Origin of the sequence: Kutzneria sp. NPDC051319, assembly GCF_040682195.1 — a bacterium.
GTDB lineage: Bacteria > Actinomycetota > Actinomycetes > Mycobacteriales > Pseudonocardiaceae > Kutzneria.
Genome location: NZ_JBFBAM010000062.1, coordinates 38156 through 53034 on the forward strand (window position 1 = coordinate 38156; position 14879 = coordinate 53034).

Below are 14879 nucleotides of genomic sequence, written 5' to 3' on the forward strand. Positions count from 1 at the left end.
TGTGTACCGACGACCGGGGAACCGGGCCGTCTACTCTTCTATTCCATGTATCTCGGCGTCGACGCTGGCGGTTCGAACACCAGGGCGGTGCTCGTCGACTCGGACGGCGCCGTCCTCGGCACCGGCAGGGCCGCCGGCGCCAATCCCGTTGTGCACGGTGTCGAGCACGCCGGCCAGCAACTGGAGTCGGCGCTCCGGCAGGCGCTCGGAAACCATACTGCCGCCGGCGTGTCCGCGGCGGTCATCGGGCTGGCCGGCGGTCCCACCGCGGGCCGGCCGCTGCTGGACGAAGTCGCCCGCGTGGCCCGCCACCTGGGCATTGTCACGCCCCGGGTGGTCAGCGACGTGGAGGTGTCCTTCGCCGCCGGCAGCGAGTCACCCGATGGCGTGCTGGTGCTGTCCGGCACCGGCGCGGCCGCCGCCGAGCTGCGGAACTGGCGGCTGGCCCGGCACGTGGACGGCAACGGCTGGCTGGTCGGCGACGACGGCTCCGGCTTCTGGGTCGGCCGGCAGGCCGTGCGCGCCGTGCTGCGCATGATCGACGGCCGCGGCCGCCCGACCAAGCTCATCGACGTCATCTGCTACGCGCTGGCCGCCGAGCCGGACGTGACCTCGCTGGAGGCCGCCGTCTACAACGAGCCGCCCCTGCGGCTGGCCAGCCTCGCGCCCCTGGTCACCGCGCTCTACCACGACGACTCCGTGGCCGCCGAGATCGTCACCGAGGCCGCGGAGCTGTTGCTGGCCGCCGTTTCCGCCCTCGGCCCCGTCGCCGCCGGCTACCGCGACGCCGTGCTGGCCGGCGGCCTGCTGCTGGCCCAGGGACCGCTGCGCGACCTCGTGGCCGGCGGCCTCCAGGACCGCTTCGGCCTCACCGCCCGCTTCGCCGACAACGGCGCCCTCGGCGCCGCCCGCCTCGCTCGCGGCCTGTGACCCCCCAATGCAGGGAAGGACGCCTTACCCGCGTTCAACGAGGGTAAGGCGTCCTTCCCTGCATAAAGGGGGAGCGGAGCGGAGTCGGTGGTTACTTCACCACGGCTCCGGTCTTGGGGTCGAGGATCAGCTTCTTGTCGTTGGGACGCTGCCAGAAGTTGAACATGCCGAAGAGGCTGCCGGCGCGCTGGTCGAAGGAGTGATCGCCGATCTGGCCGGTCCGCCAGTTCTCCTCGATGAACTTCAGCACCGAGGTCTGGTCGGTCAGGGAGTGGTCGACGTGGTTGGTCTTGGCGTAGGGCGAGACGACCAGCAGCGGCAGGCGCGGGCCGTAGCCGCAGCGGTCGGCGTAGCCGCCGGACACCGGGGCGCGGCCACAGATGGAGGCCTGGTCGAGCGCCGCGTCCTTGGAGCCGTTGACCTTCGGCGGCGTGACGTGGTCGTACCAGCCGTCGGAGTCGTCGTAGGCCAGCACGACGGCCGTGGAGGACCACTCCTTGGACTTCTGGAGCTGGTTGATCTCACGCACGACGAACGCCTGCTCGTCCAGCGGGTCCGAGTAGCCGGCGTGCCCGTCCTGGTACTCGCCGGCCTTCAGGAAGCTGACCGACGGCAGGTTGTTGGCCGCCAGGGCCGCGTCGAAGTCCGAGGTGTCGTACTGGTGGTTGGCCTGGTCGGTGTGGCCGATGGCGTTGACCGAGGTCGGCGCCAGGTGCTTCGGGTTGGCCGTCGACTGGTAGTACATGAACGGCTCGTGGTGCGGGCTGTAGTCGTTGGACGCGTTGCCGCCGACGTTGGCGTGCGTCGTGCCGCAGACCGCCTTGCCGTCGGGGCTCGTCGAGGTCGGCTTGAAGCCGCCCTGGAACCAGCCCCACGTGACGTGCTTCTGGTTGAGCAGGTCACCGATGTTCTGCCCGTGCATGACGGCCAGGTTGTTGGCCGACTTGCCGTTGTTGTTCGAGCAGTCGTCGTAGTACGGGTCGGGGTCGTTGGTCATGGTGCCGATCCCGTTCTTGTCGGGAGACTGCACCGCGTACGCGTCGGTGGTGGGCTTGCCGGTCTTCGGGTCGATCGCCTGCACGCCGTGCGTGTTGCCGGAGATCAGGTTGATCGCGCCCGGGGACGAGGGGCCGTACACCGTGTCGAAGGAGTTGTCGTTGAGCGCGTAGTGCTGCGCGTAGTTCCACATGCCGGTGACGGTGTTGCCGTCGAAGTAGTCCATCACCAGGCCGGGCTCGCCGAACAGCACCGGCTGCCCGGTGCACTTGTCGGTCTCGGTGTTCTCGACGAACTTGTCGTCCTTGCCGCCGTTGACGGCCTTCTGCTCCGGCCCGTAGCTGTGGTTCTGGTCGCAGGTCAGCGCTTGCGACGGGGCCAGCCGCTTCGGGTTGTAGGCGTTGGGGTTGTCGGTCAACAGCTTCTGCGACAGCCCGTTGACGTGCGGCGTGCCGGACGCGGCCTTGAACGGCGTCCCGTCGGCGTTGGTGGCGTTCGGGTAGGTGCCGAAGTAGTGGTCGAACGAGATGTTCTCGCCGAAGATCACCACCACGTGCTGGATCGGCGTCGTGGGGCGCACGATCTGGTACGAGTCGGCGGCGTTGGCCACCTGGTTGGCGTCGCCACCGCTGCACGCGGCCAGCAACAGCCCCGTCGCGGCCACGGCGGCCGTGGCCAGGACACGGCTTCTAGGCATGCCTTTTCCTCCTGAGTGACTCATGTGAGCAACGACCGTCCGAAGTGGTCGTTGCTGTCCCGAACACCGGGAAGCGCGAAGAAGTAGCCGCCGCCGACCGGCCTGATGTAGTCGACGAGCGGCTCGTCGACCAGCCGGGTCTGCACGGCCTCGAACTGCCGGACGATGTCCTGCTGGTAGCCGCAGAACATCAGCCCCATGTCCAGGTCGCCGACGGAGTCGGTGCCCCGGTCGTAGTTGTAGCCGCGCCGCAGGAACTGGCTCGGCGCGGTGTCGTCGGTCCGCGGATTGGCTTTGCGGATGTGGCTGGTCAGCGGGATCGCCGTGCCGGTCGGGTCGGCGGGGTAGTCCGGCACGTCGGTCTCGGTGTTGCCGTCCAGCGGCGCCCCGGTGTCCCGCCGCCGCCCGAACATGTTTTCCTGCTCGCCCACCGACACCCGGTCCCAGAACTCCACCAGCATGCGGATCTGGCGCAGCACCTGGTAGCTGCCGCCTTCGGTCCAGGCGGGCTCACCGTTGCCCTTGCCCACCCACACGAGCTTGCCGAAGTCGGCCGGCGCCGGCTTGACGATGCCGTCCTTGAAGCCCATGAGGTTGCGCTGCGTGCCGGAGGGGCGGGGCGGGTTCTGGAACCCGTCGATCCGCCAGCGCAGCTGCATCGCGCCACGAGTGTGCCGGGCGATGTCCCGCAACGCGTGCAGCACGGTGTCGGTCTCGGCGGCACATAGCTGGAGGCTGAGGTCCCCGTGGCACTGGCTGTCGTCCAGGCTGTCGTTGGGGAATGCCTTCATCGGCGTCAGCTTGGCCGGCCTGCGGTCCTTGATGCCGTAGCGGTCGTCGAACAGCGAGGCGCCGACACCGACCGTGACGGTGAGGTCGTCGCCGGGCATGTCCGGCCCGAGCACGCCGGAGTCGGCCGGCGGCGCGGTGATGCCCAGCGGCGGCAGCGCGCCGCCCGCGGTGAGCATCCGGGCCCGGTCGGTCAGCGTCTGGAGCAGCGCGGTCAGCTCGGCCTTGTCGGCGGCGATCACGTCGAAGGAGGCGAAGATGGCCTGCTTCTGCGGCGGGGTGTCGATGCCGGCCTGGTGCACGCCGTGGAACGCCACCGCCGTCGACGGCTCGGCGTCGGCGGTCACCGACAGCCCGGTCACCGCCGCCGCGCCGGCGCCGACGAGAGCGCCGCGCAGGAAGGAACGGCGGCCGACGCCGGTCATGAACTCCTCCGTACTTCGCAGATCGCGGCCACCGGCGCGAGCTTCTCCAGCAGCTCGCCGACGGCCCCGTTGATCTGTTCGCGGGTGGTCCGGTCCAGCTGGCCGACCGGCGTGTTCAGGTGCGCGGTCAGCAGCGTCCGCGTGCGGTCCGACCACTTCTGCACGGCCGGCAGGTCGGCGTAGCGGGGCTTGAGCACCGGGTCCAGGATGGCCAGCACCTTGGCGCTGCCGTCGAGGTTGGCCAGCGCGGTGTTCAGCACCGTGCCGCTGCCCTGGTCGTTCTCGCCGGTGAGCTCGAACTGAAGCGCGTTCTCCATGATCTCGTGGGCCCGCAGCCCGAGATCGTTCGGATCCACCTGTTCGTTGGGCAGGTCGGCCTGAAGCCCGTGCACGTCGGTGGACAGCTGGTCGGCGATCGGCTTGAGATCGGCGGCCGAGGCGTTGTGCCACAAGCCCTTCTCCAGCGGGTGGAAGCCCGCGTCGGAGCCGTCGATCTTGTCCGCGAAGTCGCCGAACGCGCCGTAGGCCGCGCCGAGCGAGTTGTACGCCAGGTGGGCCGGCAGCCAGTCGGAGCGGGCGGTGCCCAGGTTGCCGGCGCCGATGTCGTCGCGCAGCTTGTCCGTCTTGGCAACGAGATCGGCGACGCCGACGGATACCGCGGCCTCGTACCGCTTGACCAGCGGCAGCATGTCGTTCTTGGTGACCGGAACCACGGCCGCGCCGCCCTTGGCGTCGCTCTGCAGCCGCACGGCCGGCCCCGTGAGCGGATCGGTGTCCTCGATCAGGCAGCGGAAGGCGAACTGGCCGGCGCCCAGCTGCACGTCCATCGACGCGCTGGTGTTCGGCCCGAGCCCCTCGACCTCGCCGTACACCTTGCCGCTGCCCAGCTCGACCAGGTCGACCTCGGCCGCGGCGTCGCCGGTGTTGTGCACGGTGAACGTCTGCCGGCCGGCCTTGGCATCGTTCCAGCCCTGGCCGCAGGCGCTGCGGGACACGGTGATCTGCGGCGGGCCGCCGGCCGCGTCGGCGGAGCCCTCCCAGGGCCGCCAGACCGCCACCGCGACAACCGCTCCCACGCCGACCAACGCGATCGCCGCCGGCAGGGGACGGGGTGTCCGCACGAGGTCGCTCCTGGTCATCGGCAATCTCTATCGTGGGGAATCCTAAGGCTGCGGTCAGGGGAGTCCAGCACTGTTGGTCCGCTCGTCACTCAGTGTTCGTCCTAGTCGGACAGAATCGGCATTGTGCCCTCGAATGGACGCACCACTCATCGACTGTCGGTAACCGGTTCGGTACGGGATTGGGTGGTGCGGCCCGTGATCGCCGCACCCGTGCCCGACTCGGATCTCGGTCTGGAGGCCACGGGTTCGCCGTGGGGGTCCGACGGCCGATGGGTCCTCACGAACGGCCCGGACGTCACCCCGCTCAAGCGCAGGCTCTACCTCTCCCGGCCGCTGCCGGTCGACCGGCCGGTGCCGGAAGTCGTTGAGGGGCCCGACTTTCGCCGTATTCATACCGGAACGGACGGTTTGGTCGATTGGAGCGAATTCTGCTTCACGCCGACCTACCGGACCGCCGTGGCCGGCACCGCGTTGGAGGTCGACCAGGCCGAGTGGCGGACGCTGCGGGTGGCCAGCACCGGCCCGGTTCTGGTGCATGTCAACGGTGAACTCCTTCTGCACGCCGACGCCGTCACCTACATGGAGCCGGCCGAGCACACGATCCGGGTATGGCTGCCGTCCGGGGTGTCGCAGGTCGTGATCACGTCGTGGCAGGTCGGTTTCCGGGAGTGCCGCCAGGTGCTACGGCTGCGGGTCGACGGTCTGCCGGTGCGGGTGGTGATTCCCAGTCCCGGGGCGGACGAGCGGGCCTCGGCCGCGGCGGAGCGGATCCTGTCCGCGGTCGGCACGCCGACGTGGGGCACCGTCAACGGTTCCGTCGAGCTGACCGGGCCGGCCGGGGCTTCGCTGCGGGTCGGCCGCGAGCTGGTGACGTTGATCGACGGCCGGGCGACCGTGCGGCTGGACTCGGACGCCGAGGGGGCGGTCGGGTCGGCGTCGATGCTGGCCAGCGGCGAGGTCACGCTGCGGGTGTCGGTGGACGGTTCGCCCGTGTTCCGGGAGTTCCCGGTCGCGGTGCTGCCCTCGTCGTATCGGGGCGAACCCGTTGGCCCGCCGGAACAGTGGCGATCGGAGCTGCTGGCCCACGTGCGGTCGACGACGCCGAGCGTGGCGACCGCGCTGGCCTCGGGATACGTGTCTGGGGCGGCTTTGGCGCGGTCGCTGTGGATGATCGGCAGCCGGGCCGACTGCGCCGACTTCGAGGCCGTCGGCCTGTTGACGTTGCTGCACCGGATCGGCGTCGAGGACTGGGATCCGGGGCTGCGGGACGAGGTCCGGGCCGCGCTGCTGGGCTTCAAGTACTGGATCGACCAGCCCGGTCTGGACGCCATGTGCTACTTCACCGAGAACCACCAGCTGGTGTGGCACACCGCCGAGCTGCTGGCCGGGGAGCTGTTCGGGGACTCCGTCTTCGGCAACACGGGATGGCGGGGCTCGGCGCACGCGGCGCACGGCGGAGAGCTGGCGGCCGAGTGGATCCGGCGGCGGCTGGCCGGCGGGTTCAGCGAGTTCAACTCCAACGCCTACCTGGCCATCGACGCACTCGCGCTGGTGTCCATTGTGGAGTTCGTCGCGGATTCCTCGCTGGTCGAGGCCGCCCGTGAGCTGCTGGACCGGATCCTGACCGGGCTGCACACGACGTCCTGGCGGGGCATCAACGGGGCCGCGCACGGGCGGTCGTACGTCAACACCGTGCGGTCGTCGCGGTTCGAGGAGACCGCGCCGATCCTGTGGCTCTGCTACGGCGTCGGCGCCCTGAACGCCGCCGTCCTGCCGGCGACGGCCCTGGCCACGGCGGTCCGATACCGCCTGCCCGACGCACCTTCGGCGTTGGAATTAGTGCGGATCAGCTCGGCGGGGGAGTACCGCTTCGAGCACGACCTGCTCTCGCGGCCATACCACTCGGACATCGTGGTGCACAAGACCCCGGACGTGATGCTGTCCACTGTGGAGGATTACCGGCCGGGGCTGCCCGGATTGCAGGAGCACGTCTGGGGTGCGACGCTCGGGCCGGAGACGCAGGTCTACGTCACCCACGCGCCCAACTCCTCGACCAGCTCCTCGGCCCGGCCCAACGCCTGGGCCGGCAACCGGATCCTGCCCCGGGTCAAGCAGTTCCGCGACGTCGTGCTGGCGCTGTACCGGATCCCGCCGGACGACCCGATGGGCTACACCCACGCCTGGTTCCCTTTGTCCACTTTGGACTCTTGGGAGCAGCGTGGGGTGTGGACGATCGGGCGTCGCGGCGACGGTATCGTGGCCCTGGCCTGCGAAGGCGGGGCTCGGATCGTGACCGTGGGGGCGGATGCGTACCAGGAGCTGCGGCCCAACGGTCCCGGCACCGCGTGGGTGTGCGTCGTCGGCGACCCCGACCCGGCCGAGCCGGAATTCTGGTCCGGCGGCGTGAAATACCGCGAGCACACCCTGGACTGGGAGGGACCGTGACCGGACTGGACCCGAGTTCTTCCCTGTACGCGCAACCCCCGCTGCCGCCGGTCGACCCCGCGCTGTTGACAGTTGACGTGTTGGCCAACACCGGTCGGCGGATCGCGGCCCGGGCCTCGGACATGGGCCTGTCACGGTGGTTCTGGGGCGAGGGCGTGGTGCTGCTCGGCCTGCTTCGCCTGGCCGAGGCGACGGGGGATCCCGTGCCGCCCTTCGTGATCGATTTTGTCGATCGCCACCTGGCCGCCGGCATCGAGCCCGATCATGTCAACTCGCTCATTCCCGGCGCCGCTTGTGCCTGGCTGTACCGCGAAACCGGCGATCGCCGCTACCGCGACGGCTGCGTGCGGCTGCTGGACTGGCTGGCCGCACGCACCGATTCCGGGCCGTTGGAGCACTGGCCCGGCGGGGTGTGGGCCGACACCGCCTTCATGGCCGGGGTTTTCCTCGTGCACTGCGGACGCGCCCTGGACCGACCGGAGCTCATCACCGAGGCCGCCCGGCAGTGGACGCTGCACGCCGAGGTGCTCGGCGATCCGGCCAGCGGCCTGTTCGCCCACGGCTCGCATCGTGGCGAGACCATCCGGTGCTTCTGGGGCCGTGCCAACGCATGGCTGGCCCTGGCCGGCGTCGAAATCCTCGAAGCCGACCCGAGCCTCGGTCACGTCCGTGAACGCCTGGCCGCGCAGCTGACCGGGCTGATGGCGACCCAGCCCTCCCATGGCGTCTGGGACGTTCTGGTCGACGGCCACCCGGAGACCCGCGGCATCATCGAGACCTCGGCCACAGCCGGCATCGCCGCCGCGCTGTTCCGGGCCGCGGCTTTGAATGTTGTTTCTGCTGAAGCGTTGAGGTCAGCGGGATGGCGGGCCCTGGGCGGCCTGCATCCGCACGTCACGGAGAACGGAACGGTCACCAGGTCCAGCGCGGGAACGGTGTTACAACTGGTGCCGTTCGGGTACTCCGTCATTCGTGACGACCGCATTCAGCCTTGGGGTCAGGGCCTCGGGCTGCACGCTTACGCGGCGGCCCTGGTCACCCGGTCGTGTCGGTGATCCCGTTCGCTACGGTGAACCGACGCTCGGCCCGCGGCGTGATCTCCACCGGGAAGCCTGGGCGTCACCTGTCGAGATGCTGAAGGTCACCTGTCCGGCCCAGTGCCAAGGGTCGGAGGTGAATCCCCTGGTCGGAAGGGACTTGCGCGGATCATGGGAGAGCTTGCCGGGCCGTCGAAAGGTTATCGACAGGCAACGAAACGCCCATCCTTAATCCACTCTCAGGTCGAGGTTGTTAGCTAGTCACCGATCACGAGATGGATGAGGGAGGACACGCCCGATGAGCGTTCAGATGCTCCCCGCCGCGCCGGCGGCCACCGCCAAGGCGAAGGCGGGCAAGGGACACCTCAACCAGGTGGACCTGGTCCGAGTGCTGACCTTCGCCAGCGTGATCGCCGTGCACGTCATCACGTACACCAACGACGGGGCCAACGTCACCGCCTACGGCGCGCTGACCCTGCTGCACTTCACCCGGTCCGTTTTCTTCTTCCTGACCGGTTTCGTGCTCGTCTACACCTACCGCAGGCGTCCGCTGGCCGCCGGCAACTTCTGGCGACGGCGGATGTCGCTGGTCGGCATCCCGTACCTGATCTGGACCGCGTTCTACTTCGGGATCATCCAGCAGGTCGGCATGCCCGCGCTGCCGGTCGGCGAGTTCCTCGACTACCTGTGGGGCTGCATCTACAAGGGAATCGGCTGGTACCACCTGTACTTCCTGCTGGTGTCCCTCCAGTTCTACATCCTGTTCCCGCTGGTGCTGGCCGTGCTCAAGGCGACCGTCCGGCACCACAAGAAGATCCTCGTCGGCTCCCTGGTGCTGCAGGTGGCGCTGTCGTTCGCCGAGACCTACCTGCCCGCCCCGTCCGACCCGGACTCCCTGCTCGGCGAGCTGTGGTCCAACGACGGCACCATCGTGTTCACCTACCAGTTCTTCCTGATCGCCGGCTGCATCGCCGCGTTCCACTACGAGGCCTTCCAGGCGTGGATCACCGCCCACTCCCGGCTCATCTGGTGGGGCCTGGGCCTGTCCGCCGCCTTCGCCCTGACCTGGTACGGCGTCAACATCGCCTACGGCCACACCCCCGGCGACGCCACCGGCGTGCTCCAGCCCGAGATGCTGCCCTGGTACGGCTTCGTCGTGCTGGCCCTGTACCTGGTCGGCTCGCGCTGGGCCGCCAAGCAGGAGACCGGCTCCCGCTGGCAGCGCATCGTCGCCGCCGCCTCGCAGCGTTCCTTCGGCGTGTTCCTCGTGCACCCGGCGATGCTGTGGGTGTTCCTCAACGAGTTCGACATGTGGTTCCCCAACCACATTCCCCAGGGCCTGCCGCTGACCGCGTCGGCCTACGTCTTCGCCGTGGTCACCTCGCTGATCTTCGTGGAGATCGTCATCCACACCCCGCTGGCCAAGGTCCTCATCGGCCGCGCCCGCATCCCCTTCACCAAGCCGGCCCCCACCCCGGCCCCGGCCCCCGCCGCCGCCTGAACCCCCGCGAGTCCCGCTCAGCGTCACACCGAAACACGGTTTCCGGCAGATCCGAGACTCAGGGCTCAGATGTGCTGGAAACCGTATTTCGGTGTGTCTGAGAGCGGGACTCGCGGGGTTAGACCACGGCCCAGGCGGCTATGAGTTCTGGGGAGTACATGACGCCGTCGACCTGGGCGATCTCGGCGCGCAGGCGGTCGTAGAGGGTGTCGGGGGCGATCTCCGCCATGGTGGCCAGGCTGGCCTTCTCGATCATGGGGGCCAGCGAGGTGACGGTGGCGGCGGCGTGCACGACGTTGACCGAGTCGGCGTTGCCAGCCGGCCGCGACCCGGCCACGCCGGCCACCTCCAGCCCGGCGTCGCGGAAGGTCCGGTACATCGACTCGCCGGGATTGGGCTCGATGCCGGCGGCCCGCATCGAACCCCGGATCCAGTCCAGGCACTGCGTGGCCAGCGGCGTCGGCGGCGCGGCCCGGCAGGTGTCGAGCTCGAAGTCCTGGAACGTCACCACGCCGCCGGGGCGCACGTGCCGGGCCAGCTCCCGCACCGCGGCGGCCGGATCGGGCAGGTGCATGAGGATCAGCCGCCCGACCACGGCGTCGACCGGTCCGTCCAGCTTCACGTCGGGCAGCAGGCCCTGCCGGAACTCCAGGTACGGCAGCTCCCGCGCCCGCGACCGGGCGACCTCCAGCACCGCCGGGTCGGCGTCGACGCCGATCACGGCCCCGGTCGGTCCGACCAGGTCGGCGATCAGCAGGCTGATGTCGCCGGCCCCGCAGCCCACGTCGAGGACCCGCATGCCCGGCTCGATGCCGGCGATCGTGAACAGGTGCCGGCTGTGCGAGCGGTAGATATCGGCCTGGAGCATCAGCCGCTCGGTCTCGCGGTCGTTGCGGCCCATCGCGTAGTCCATACGGCCCATTCTGTCCCGGTTTCCGCCGTTCGCGCCTGCGGTCAACTGGCAACGGATGGCTCTTTCCGCCGACCGTGATCACTCCCTAACGTCAACGGCATGCGGGCGTGGATGCTGGCGACGGCGCTGGTCATGACGGTTGCGGGCGCGCCCGCGGTGGCGGCGCCACAGGCGGCCGCGGAGGTGTCGGGCACCCCGGCGCAGTCCGTCCAGGGCTTCGGCGCGTCCGGGGCCTGGTGGGTCAACGACCTCGCGAACTTTGCCCCAGCGGTCCAACAGCGGGTCGGCGATCTGCTGTTCGGACCCGAAGGACTCGACCTGAGCGTCTACCGCTACAACGTGGGCGGCGGCGGTGTCGGCGTGACGAATCCGCCCCGGGCGCCGCAAACCGCCCTGGTCAGCCCCGGCGTCTACGACTGGTCCAAGGACCCGGGCGGCACGACCTTCGTGCAGCAGGCGGCCCAGCACGGCGTCCCCGACCTTCAGGCGTTCGTGAACAGCGCCCCGCCGGTGTGGACGACCAACGGCAAGAGCTGCGGCGGCTCCCTCAAGAGCGGCAACGAGGCCGCGTACGGCCAGTTCCTGGCCGACGTCGTCACCCACTTCCAGCAGCAGGGCGTGACGTTCTCGCAGGTCAGCCCCATGAACGAGCCGGACAACAGCTTCGGCGACTGCGGCCAGGAGGGCATGTCGGTCGGCACCGGCCAGCGTGGCCCGATCGTCCGGGCCCTCGGTGCCGCCCTGGCCAACGCCGGCTCGCCGGCACAGGTCCTGGCCGACGAGACCAGCTGGGCGTTGCAGGACATCTTCGAGCTGCCGGCCTGGGCCGGCGACGCGAACACCCAGCGCTACCTGGTCGCGCTGGCCCACCACACGTACGACTTCCCGACCAACGCCACCCTGAACACGTTGCGGGCCAGCGCCAAGAACTACGGCAAACCGTTGTGGGCCACGGAGATCTGCTGCTCCAACGGCGGCGGCTACGGCCAGGGCTACGATCCGACGATCGACGGCGGCCTGCGCATGGCCGACCTGATCCACCAGGACCTGACCGAGGCAGGAGATGCCCAGTTCGACTGGTGGACCGCGCTGTCTCCGGTGCTGGGCTGCGACCCGGTGGCCGCGCCGAGCTGCCCGACCGCCAAGAACGGCCAGGGCTGGAACGACGGCCTGATCTACTACGACCCGAACTACGCCGGCAACGGCAACCAGCATCTCTATGTCACCAAACGGTTCTGGGCGCTGGCCAACTTCAGCCGGTTCGTCCGCCCCAACGCCGTTCGGTTCCCGATCAGCGGCATGCCCTCGGGCGTGTGGCCGGTGGCCTTCGAGTCCGGCGGCACGTGGACGGTGGTGGCGATCAACGACAACACCGCGGACACCGCTTTCCCGCTGCACTTCGGCGCGACGAACGGCCAGCTCACGGCCACCGGCACCTACCGCACCTCGGCCACCGAGGACCTCGCCCCGGTCGCCCTGCCCGCCGTCAGTGGCAGCACGGCGACCGCCACGCTGGCGGCCCGCAGCATTACCACGTTCACCTTCAGCCAGCCGACATCCGTTGTCCCGGGCCACAACTACGTCCTCCAGGCCACCAACTCCGGCTCCGCCGCCGACGTCGCCGGGGCGTCCACTTCGGACGGCGCCGGCATCATCCAGTACCACACCACCGGCGACGCCAACCAGCGCTGGACGGTGCGCGCCGACGGCACGATCGCCTCCGTCCAGAGCGGAAAATGCCTGGATGCTTCGGTTGCCGCCGTTGTGCAGCGAGCCTGCAACGGCTCCGCCGGCCAGCAATGGATCATCGCCAACGGCGTGATCTCCAACCAGGGCAGGGGATTGTCGGCAGCGTCCACAGCGGACGGTGTGCAGCTGACCGTCGGCTCCGCCCAGCAGTGGGCCTTGAACGCTACTGGTTGACGATCGTGTCCTTGTTCAACGACAGCACCGTGTTCGTGTCGGCGTCGATGATTATCTGTATCGCTGCCGGGCCGACGTTGAGCACATACAGCGCGCCCTGCCGGCCGGTGAGGTCGCGGGTCTTGGTCGGGTCGAGCAGACCGACCCCGGGCTGCGACAACAGGACCCGCACGGCCGTCGCACGCAGGTCGGCGCCGAGCCCGGGCTTGCTGAGCAGGTCGCCCAGCACCTCCCCGTTGTACTTGCCGTTCGCCTTGGCCACCGCGGCGACGACGACTTCCAGTGCTGCGTCCGTGTGCGGCAGACCGGCGACGACCGTGCGCTGATCGGCCACCAGCACGTCCGGCGACATCCGGGCGAACTCCGTCGGCATGCCCGGCTTGTTCAGCGCGATCGGCTCCGGCACGTCGGTGAAGGTCCGGTCGAAGTCCGGCGACTTGAGCCGCACGGTGTGGTGCACGTCGTCGATCCACACCTCGTCGGCCCGTTGGTTCTCCGCTCCACCCTCCGGGGTGATCCACCGCAGGTAGCGGATCGACGACGGCGCGCTGGCCACCGGCGCGTCGGTCGATCCGATCGGCGGCCGCACCACGGTCAGCACCAGAACCGCCGCCGCCACGGCCGCCGTCCCCACCGCCGGCAGCCACCGCCGCCGGCGTTTCGGCGACTCGACCTGCCGGAGGCCGGCCAGCATCCGCTGCTCGAAGGGCGTCAGGTCGGGCATGTGGTCTCCACCAACGACACCAGCTTGCGACGGGCCCGGGTGAGCCGCATGCGTGCCGCCGACGGCGAGATGCCCAGCACCTCCGCCGCCTCGATCGGCGTCAGCTCGTCCAGGCTGACCAGCAGGAACAGCTCCCGCTCGGCCGGCGGCAGGTCGCCAAGGCCGGCCAGCACGGCGGTCGCGGCGTTGGCTGCGTCCACTCGTGCCTCCAGTTCGGCGAAGTCATCGGCGGCCAGTGTGCGTTGACCGTAGACCCGTTGCAACGCCCGGTACTCGGCTCCACGTCGTCGGCCCCGGGAGGCGATCATGTGCGCGGCGATGCCGAACAGCCAGGCCCGCGGCGTGCCCCGGCTCGGGTCGTAGCCGCCTGGCCGTTCCAGCACGGCCAGGAACACCGCCGCGATCACGTCCGCGGCCTCGTTGGGATCGCCGAGCCGGCGCGCGGCGTACCCGAGCAGGGCGTGCACGTGCTCCCGGTAGAGCGATTCCAGGTTCTCCACGGTGTGGTCGACGATCGAGTGGCGGCAGAAGTTGCGCTGCCGCAGACTTGTGCCAATCCCCAGTGACGCCGTTCGTGAGCTCAAGGGGTCCGTGTTGATGTCTCGTACCGTGAAAGTGCTGGTCACAGGCTCGGCGCTACTGCTGTCGGCCGCGTGCGGCCAGGCTCGCTCCGCGCCTCTGCCGGCGGCCGCACCCACTGTGACGTCGCCCACAACGACCACGACCACGCCCAAGCCGGCCCCGCCCAGCACGTTCCAGGTCCAGCAGGCGCTCGGCACGCTGGGCTACCAGGCCCGGCAGGCCACCGGCGCGCTCGACGACGAGACCAGGCACGCCGTCATCGCCTTCCAGAAGGTTCAGGGTCTGTCCCGCACCGGCGTCGTCGACGACGCCACGGCGGCCGCGTTGAGGGCGCCCAGGACGATCACCCCGCAGCACGCCACTCCCGGCACGCATCTGGAGGTCGACATCGCTCTCCAGGTCGCCTACGTCGTCACCGACGGCCACGTCGCCAAGATCTACGACGCCTGCACCGGCGACAACGTCGGCGAGCGGGTCACGCCGCTGGGCGACTTCCATGTCTACTACCAGATCAACTTCATGGAGTACGCCCCGCTCGGCAACCTCTACCACCCCAGCTACATCACCACTACCGGCATCGCCGTGCACGGCGGCGAGCCCGTGGAGGCCGTGCCGGCCAGCAACGGCTGCGTCCGCCTGACCGACCCGTCGATCGACGACGTCTTCCCGTTGCTGCACCCGGGGGCCGAGGTCCTGATCTTCTAGTGTCCTGAGTTGTTAGTTCGTTGTCAGTGGGTACACGAGATCTATGCCTTACCCGGTAGCGGTCCCGATCGTGCTCACTGACGACGAACGC

The 14879-nt window shown here is 69.7% G+C and carries 12 protein-coding genes; 6 read left to right on the top strand and 6 right to left on the bottom strand.

The window, feature by feature from the left end; genetic code table 11:
* Positions 1-45 precede the first annotated feature (45 nt).
* On the top strand, positions 46-930 hold the full coding sequence (locus AB0M73_RS38280; protein ID WP_363901892.1) for a BadF/BadG/BcrA/BcrD ATPase family protein: 885 nt from the start codon (positions 46-48) through the stop codon (positions 928-930).
* Positions 931-1021: 91 nt separating this feature from the next.
* On the opposite strand, the gene AB0M73_RS38285 is transcribed toward AB0M73_RS38280, so the two are convergent.
* The 3 genes from AB0M73_RS38285 to AB0M73_RS38295 are packed head-to-tail and all read right to left on the bottom strand — an operon-like array spanning position 1022 to position 4976.
* The gene (locus AB0M73_RS38285; protein ID WP_363901895.1) at positions 1022-2623 is read right to left on the bottom strand and encodes an alkaline phosphatase family protein; all 1602 of its coding nucleotides are present in this window, start codon (positions 2621-2623) and stop codon (positions 1022-1024) included.
* A gap of 20 nt (positions 2624-2643) precedes the next feature.
* Positions 2644-3837: a Dyp-type peroxidase gene (locus tag AB0M73_RS38290; protein WP_363901897.1), complete on the bottom strand. Its 1194-nt coding sequence runs from the start codon at positions 3835-3837 to the stop codon at positions 2644-2646.
* Positions 3834-4976: an EfeM/EfeO family lipoprotein gene (locus AB0M73_RS38295; RefSeq protein ID WP_363901900.1), complete on the bottom strand. Its 1143-nt coding sequence runs from the start codon at positions 4974-4976 to the stop codon at positions 3834-3836. The genes AB0M73_RS38290 and AB0M73_RS38295 overlap by 4 nt, the downstream gene beginning before the upstream one ends.
* Positions 4977-5153: 177 nt before the next feature.
* On the opposite strand from AB0M73_RS38295, the gene AB0M73_RS38300 reads away from it, so the two are divergent.
* The 3 genes from AB0M73_RS38300 to AB0M73_RS38310 all read left to right on the top strand — a co-directional run bounded on the left by AB0M73_RS38300 (position 5154) and on the right by AB0M73_RS38310 (position 9941).
* Positions 5154-7403, top strand: a complete 2250-nt coding sequence (locus AB0M73_RS38300) for a hypothetical protein (protein ID WP_363901903.1) — start codon at positions 5154-5156, stop codon at positions 7401-7403.
* Positions 7400-8458 carry a glycoside hydrolase family 88 protein gene (locus AB0M73_RS38305; RefSeq protein WP_363901905.1) on the top strand — a complete coding sequence of 353 codons (1059 nt, stop codon included), beginning with the start codon at positions 7400-7402 and terminating at the stop codon, positions 8456-8458. Before AB0M73_RS38300 ends, AB0M73_RS38305 begins: the two co-directional genes overlap by 4 nt.
* 280 nt (positions 8459-8738) lie before the next feature.
* Positions 8739-9941, top strand: coding sequence for an acyltransferase (locus AB0M73_RS38310; RefSeq protein WP_363901908.1), 1203 nt, complete (start codon positions 8739-8741; stop codon positions 9939-9941).
* Positions 9942-10059: 118 nt separating this feature from the next.
* Here the strand turns inward: AB0M73_RS38310 and AB0M73_RS38315 are convergent, their stop codons facing one another.
* Positions 10060-10854, bottom strand: a complete 795-nt coding sequence (locus AB0M73_RS38315) for a class I SAM-dependent methyltransferase (protein ID WP_363901911.1) — start codon at positions 10852-10854, stop codon at positions 10060-10062.
* Between the two features lie 99 nt (positions 10855-10953).
* On the opposite strand from AB0M73_RS38315, the gene AB0M73_RS38320 reads away from it, so the two are divergent.
* Complete coding sequence (locus tag AB0M73_RS38320; protein WP_363901914.1) at positions 10954-12777, top strand: glycoside hydrolase; 1824 nt, start codon at positions 10954-10956, stop codon at positions 12775-12777.
* Here AB0M73_RS38320 and AB0M73_RS38325 read toward each other — a convergent pair.
* Positions 12767-13501, bottom strand: coding sequence for a hypothetical protein (locus AB0M73_RS38325; RefSeq protein ID WP_363901917.1), 735 nt, complete (start codon positions 13499-13501; stop codon positions 12767-12769). The genes AB0M73_RS38320 and AB0M73_RS38325 overlap by 11 nt on opposite strands.
* Entirely contained in the window at positions 13489-14085 is a 597-nt protein-coding gene (locus AB0M73_RS38330) for an RNA polymerase sigma factor (RefSeq protein ID WP_363901920.1), read from the bottom strand. Before AB0M73_RS38330 ends, AB0M73_RS38325 begins: the two co-directional genes overlap by 13 nt.
* A gap of 13 nt (positions 14086-14098) precedes the next feature.
* Between AB0M73_RS38330 and AB0M73_RS38335 the strand changes: the two genes are divergently transcribed.
* Complete coding sequence (locus AB0M73_RS38335) at positions 14099-14788, top strand: L,D-transpeptidase family protein (protein WP_363901923.1); 690 nt, start codon at positions 14099-14101, stop codon at positions 14786-14788.
* Positions 14789-14879: the final 91 nt, after the last annotated feature.

Bases quoted from the DNA above. Each gene is read 5' to 3' on its own strand.
- AB0M73_RS38335 (WP_363901923.1), top strand. From the start codon at position 14,099: ATGTCTCGTACCGTGAAAGTGCTGGTCACAGGCTCGGCGCTACTGCTG.
- AB0M73_RS38280 (WP_363901892.1), top strand. From the start codon at position 46: ATGTATCTCGGCGTCGACGCTGGCGGTTCGAACACCAGGGCGGTGCTC.
- AB0M73_RS38295 (WP_363901900.1), bottom strand. From the start codon at position 4,976: ATGACCAGGAGCGACCTCGTGCGGACACCCCGTCCCCTGCCGGCGGCG.
- AB0M73_RS38315 (WP_363901911.1), bottom strand. From the start codon at position 10,854: ATGGACTACGCGATGGGCCGCAACGACCGCGAGACCGAGCGGCTGATG.
- AB0M73_RS38285 (WP_363901895.1), bottom strand. From the start codon at position 2,623: ATGCCTAGAAGCCGTGTCCTGGCCACGGCCGCCGTGGCCGCGACGGGG.
- AB0M73_RS38325 (WP_363901917.1), bottom strand. From the start codon at position 13,501: ATGCCCGACCTGACGCCCTTCGAGCAGCGGATGCTGGCCGGCCTCCGG.
- AB0M73_RS38290 (WP_363901897.1), bottom strand. From the start codon at position 3,837: ATGACCGGCGTCGGCCGCCGTTCCTTCCTGCGCGGCGCTCTCGTCGGC.
- AB0M73_RS38310 (WP_363901908.1), top strand. From the start codon at position 8,739: ATGAGCGTTCAGATGCTCCCCGCCGCGCCGGCGGCCACCGCCAAGGCG.
- AB0M73_RS38320 (WP_363901914.1), top strand. From the start codon at position 10,954: ATGCGGGCGTGGATGCTGGCGACGGCGCTGGTCATGACGGTTGCGGGC.